The following is a 4,754-nucleotide window of genomic DNA, read 5'->3' as shown; positions in this document are numbered from 1 at the left end:
AAACAATCCTCATTATGATCTCTTTGATGACCAATATCTGTAATACCGAGATCATCGAGACTCTGCAAGCTCATTGGCAACAGTACCGTTGGCATGTCATCCCCTTGTTGCTCAATTCCTGGTAGATCAGACAATAATTCCTGGCTATCAGGAGGTTGAGTGTCTGCCGTTGCCATTTCTGAGACTACAGCCTCAGTTAATTCCATACCGGATTCGTATGGGTCAGATTCTTGTTCGTGAGCAATGGCTTGCAGATGCGATCGCAATTCCTCAATGGTTTCAATTTCCTTTGTACACAACTGCCGGACAACCGTTGACAAGGAGGTAAATTGAGTTCGCTGGGACTCATTAAATAATCTTTGCCACAGTTGTCCCAAATCCTCTAGGGTTAGGGGATTTTCCTCCCTGTCGGGATATAGACGCTCCAAACCTAGTGCTTGGTCTTCATCCACCCGGAGATTCGTCAGTTCCAACAGACTCTGACGACAATGCCAAGGCTCTAGAGCTTGCCAAAGCTTTGCCATTTCATCGAGCCAGTATAGGATTTGCAGTTTAGAAAACTCTTCGGACCCCCACAACTTACTCAGTAACTGCCATTCTGAACGGTTTTCTAGCAGGATTATCGCCTTACCATTTTGCTGCCAAACATCATGAATTTCTGGCACGCTAGGGTAACATAAGTCCTTGAGAGCCAAATAGGGTTTAGCACTCTGTGGGATATCTAGGACTTTCCAAACGTCTACGTTTTCTTTCGAGGAAGGTTTTGGCTGCTCTAGGGTTGTGGATAGATCAAATTTCTCTGGAGACAATTTTGTTTGATTAATCAGGGCTTCTAGGGGAGACTTTTGTAACGGTTGGCAGTCCAAAACTGTGACAAAGATACTATCATCTGTTGTCTTACTTTCCCCGATCTGATAGAGTTGATCAGGTTCTAGTACTCTGTAACGCTTACCCTGGTCTAGATAGACAATTGTTGCTGTCTCTGAAGTTGGGTTTTCGAGATTAGGAATTGACCAGCTCGAAGCTTCAGTAGATTGAGGTTTCTTCTGTATTGGGCTAATCTCTAGTAATGGCTCCTCTGATGATTCTAGTTCCACTTGATCACAGCCACTTCTGTTGTTTATCGATGCTTCATCAGCGAAGACTGTTGATGCTTGGGACAAGGTGCCATCATCCCCTGGCTCTGTTAGTATAGTATCCGATTTAGTTAGCCACTCTTGTGTTGTTTCTAGGAATGATGCTGGCTGGGTTAGTTCCCTCTCGGTCTGGTCAGACTCTGGTTGGGAGACCGCTACTGCCGTAGCCTGCTCAGCTGAGGAGTCTGACACCTCAACCGGAGTTTGAGGAGAATACTGGGGGGACCTTGCCGAATTTTGCTGCTTAGAAATAATTGCCCTCCAAACCGTTCCTGTGAAGGCACCGCAGTTGTGACAAGTTTCAGCATTTAGGGGCACTTGGCTAGCGCATTCATGACAACTTTTATCGGTTAGGGAAGTTCCACATCGTTGACAAAACTTGTTGGTATTTGGGTTCTCGAACTGACACTGGGGACAAACTAACATAATGGAACTTCCTTAATCCTTAAATTCCGCGCTTTGGTGGGTAACTTTTAAGATTTCATCTAACTGCCATCTAGTTGGCCATGCTGTAATCTATGATGGCAGCTTTTAGCAGCATAGCCTGATTCCAATTTTTACGCTGTCGTGCAATGTGATTTCATGGTATAATTAAATTAATTTTTTAGTAACTATTTTTTTATAGGCTACACCCTATAGTCTACCCAGGGAGCATAGGGTGACAACAAGCAAACGGTAAACTAGCTCTATTATCGCGCCTTTCTGCCAAAGCCTCTACTCTTATTCCAGCAAACAGCTGCTATTGCTATATACAAAAGTTTAAACTTTTATTCCGGTAGGGGCGAATAATCTCTTGTATCTCTCTAAGTAGAGTGCGACTCTCAGGTCAATCTGGGCAAGCTTTTGCTTATGAACATTAAACTATCTTTAATCATCGCTGTGGTCTTAGCGGCAACTATAGCAATTGCTCTTCATCTATCATCTCAGCAACAGGTTAGCATATCCCTAAAAACTAATGATAACTCCAGTAAGACCATTCAACATCCAAAAGCCAAGACAAAAGTGCTTGAGTTAATGTTAAAAACCAAGACCTGTGTAGAGTGTGATCTGATGGGTATTGATTTGAGTGGACTTGACTTAAGTGGAGTTGACTTTAGCAGAGCTGACTTTAGCCAAGCTAACTTATCCGATAGTAACCTAGAGAACGCTAATCTCAAAGATGCCAAAGTGATTGGTGCTCGTTTTGAAAACGCGAAGTTAACCTCTGCTGACTTAGATGGCGCTGACTTTAAAGATACTAACTTGAAAGGTGCTGATCTCAGTGATGCTAATCTCCTCAATATCCGATTGGCTAATGCTGATTTAAGTACTGCTATTCTTAATCGTACTGAGCTTCGAGAAGCTGACTTGACTGGTGCCAATATGGAGCATGCTGACTTGAGTCATGCTAGTATTTATGGTGCCATTTTGAGGGAGGCTAATCTCACTGGTGCTAACCTTTATAAAGCGAATTTGCGTTACGCCAATTTGCAAGATGCGGTATTAAAGGGTACTAATCTAAAAGGCGCTGATTTACAATTTGCTGTGATGCCTGATGGCAAAACTGTTTATGGAACGGATGATTACTGAGCTCTAGGACAATGAAATTAAGAAACTTGCGTGTAAAAAAAAATCCCAATTCAAGTAGGGTGGGCAAAGTAATCTGATCTAGAAGACTCCTTTGAACCAAACTGTTTTTGCCCACCCTACTACAATTAAAAAAAATCCCAATTCAAGTAGGGTGGGCAAAGTAATCTGATCTAGAAGACTCATTTTAACCAAACTGTTTTTGCCCACCCTACTACAATTAAAAAAAATACTCTGTTACGTCACCTGACGGCTGACGGCTGACGGCTGAATGCTTACAAATAAATTATGCTGCCCCTGGATTAAGTCGCCTCATTTCCCAGGTGGTGTAGGTACCAATCGGACTCCAAATTATGTAGGGAAGTAGTAACAAAAACGCCACCAGGGATACGGGATAAATCAGTAAACCCAGGATAAGACTTAATAAGGCACCTGTGCCACCAATAATGGTGCCAACGGTGAGGCTACGAAACAGAAACATCACTGGTGTATAAGCCATGGTGATGATTTCTAGTAGTAGATATAAACCCATCAGCAACCAGGTGCTTCCGCTACCTGGGTCATGCTCCCAAACTATATACGCTGACCAACCACCGCAAATAAAGATAGTTATCCAGATTAGGGGAATTGCTCCTTCGAAGGTGAGCCATTGCGGACGACGTAGGCGATAGAACCATCTGACTCCTTCGGGTCTGGTGATTAAGTTACCAGCGAATGCTACTAGCAGGGTTACCGCTGCAATTACCATCCAAGATTTAATCATGATTTTGGTCTTGCTCCTAAATTCCCAATTTACTCAAAAATGAGCAAAAATGTAGTTTGACCCGGTGGTGCGTTACGGGCAGCAACCTAACACTTGCGCTCGAGGATGAACATGAGGGCAAGCCCGCCCCTAACGCACCCTACGCACCCTACGCACTCCCGATTCCCGATTCCCGATTCCCGATTCCCGATTCCCGATTCCCGATTCCCGATTCCCGATTCCACCCTCCTGCTCAACTAGTTCTTAGATTTATTTGTTATAATATTCGATAATTTTTGGATAAATTCTTGAGTGAATTGAGTAAAGGCTTTGGCTCCTGGTGCTTGGGGTTCATTGACGACCACAGGTCGAAACTCATCCACGGCTTTGGCAACCGCAACATTCCTGGGAATTTCTATAGTAAAAATTTTGTCTTTCCCAAAATTATCGGTCAATCGGTTCTTGACTTGTGTCGCCATATTGGTGGCGTGACCAAGGGAGAAAAACAGAATCCCAATCAGGGTTATCCCAGAGCGATCGCTTTGTACCAGCTTTTTGATCTGACCTTCTTCGAGGATGCCAATCCCAACCACTGATAAAGGTTCAGGTTTGGCAGGAATGAGATAAAAATCACTAGCAATAATTCCGCTACGAGTGATAATATTCTCACTTGGAGGGAAATCCAATAGAATAAAATCGTAGGTTTGTTGAACTGGCTCAAGGGCACGCTTAATTAAATAATTTTCTAGCTGATTCCAGTTGTTTTCAAACTCTTGGGGATTATCCTTTGACTGAGAAAACAGCAATGCAGCCAATAGAAAATCATTGTAGGTTTCGATATCCCCTGGCAATAAATCTAGTCCATCCACTCGACAAATATTGCGCTGAATCGCTTGTTCAATGGGAATATATGCCTGAGTCGGTGACTGAATCACTTGATTAATTATTTTTTTTAAGGTTCGGTCCTCCTTCTTCAGCTTAGCAAATTGGACTGGAGGCATCAGGCTTAGGGTAGCATTAATCTGGGTATCGAGATCAACGATTAATACTCGCATGCCATAATCTTTGGCAAGACAGGTAGCAAGGTTGACGGTGGTGGTAGTCTTGCCAACACCGCCTTTCATATTGACTATAGAAATGGTGTATCCCAGTTTTGACAAAAAGAGGTAACATAACGTGAAGGTCATTGCAGTATACCATAACAAAGGCGGCGTCGGGAAAACCACAACGGTGGTTAACCTAGGGGCAGCTATCCGAAAAAACCGCAAAAAAGTGCTGATCATCGATCTTGATAGCCAAGCGAATGCTAC

At 43.3% G+C, this 4,754-nt stretch carries 5 protein-coding genes and 1 pseudogene; 3 read left to right on the top strand and 3 right to left on the bottom strand.

The window, feature by feature from the left end:
- Window positions 1-1,562: serine/threonine phosphatase (locus F6K37_RS32315; protein WP_287254718.1), on the bottom strand; the 1,562-nt coding region annotated here is incomplete at its 3' end.
- 423 nt (window positions 1,563-1,985) lie between these two features.
- Between F6K37_RS32315 and F6K37_RS32310 the strand changes: the two genes are divergently transcribed.
- On the top strand, window positions 1,986-2,705 hold the full coding sequence (locus tag F6K37_RS32310; RefSeq protein WP_008181704.1) for a pentapeptide repeat-containing protein: 720 nt from the start codon (window positions 1,986-1,988) through the stop codon (window positions 2,703-2,705).
- 283 nt (window positions 2,706-2,988) lie between these two features.
- Here the strand turns inward: F6K37_RS32310 and F6K37_RS32305 are convergent, their stop codons facing one another.
- Entirely contained in the window at window positions 2,989-3,465 is a 477-nt protein-coding gene (locus tag F6K37_RS32305; protein WP_008181710.1) for a TspO/MBR family protein, read from the bottom strand.
- Window positions 3,466-3,576: 111 nt separating this feature from the next.
- On the opposite strand from F6K37_RS32305, the gene F6K37_RS32300 reads away from it, so the two are divergent.
- Window positions 3,577-3,705 carry a hypothetical protein gene (locus F6K37_RS32300; RefSeq protein ID WP_267872002.1) on the top strand — a complete coding sequence of 43 codons (129 nt, stop codon included), beginning with the start codon at window positions 3,577-3,579 and terminating at the stop codon, window positions 3,703-3,705.
- Here F6K37_RS32300 and F6K37_RS32295 read toward each other — a convergent pair.
- Window positions 3,702-4,595 carry a ParA family protein gene (locus tag F6K37_RS32295; RefSeq protein ID WP_502887791.1) on the bottom strand — a complete coding sequence of 298 codons (894 nt, stop codon included), beginning with the start codon at window positions 4,593-4,595 and terminating at the stop codon, window positions 3,702-3,704. The genes F6K37_RS32300 and F6K37_RS32295 overlap by 4 nt on opposite strands.
- Window positions 4,596-4,614: 19 nt before the next feature.
- Here F6K37_RS32295 and F6K37_RS32290 point away from each other — a divergent pair.
- Window positions 4,615-4,754: pseudogene (locus F6K37_RS32290) on the top strand (AAA family ATPase); the annotation flags it as partial.

It is taken from the genome of Moorena sp. SIO4E2, assembly GCF_010671945.1.
Taxonomy (GTDB): domain Bacteria; phylum Cyanobacteriota; class Cyanobacteriia; order Cyanobacteriales; family Coleofasciculaceae; genus Moorena; species Moorena producens.
Note: the sequence above shows the minus strand (reverse complement) of the source record. Positions and strands in the feature narration are given on the sequence as shown.

Excerpts from the sequence above, each read along its gene's own strand:
- F6K37_RS32310 (WP_008181704.1), top strand. The coding sequence starts at position 1,986 with ATGAACATTAAACTATCTTTAATCATCGCTGTGGTCTTAGCGGCAACT.
- F6K37_RS32305 (WP_008181710.1), bottom strand. The coding sequence starts at position 3,465 with ATGATTAAATCTTGGATGGTAATTGCAGCGGTAACCCTGCTAGTAGCA.
- F6K37_RS32300 (WP_267872002.1), top strand. The coding sequence starts at position 3,577 with ATGAGGGCAAGCCCGCCCCTAACGCACCCTACGCACCCTACGCACTCC.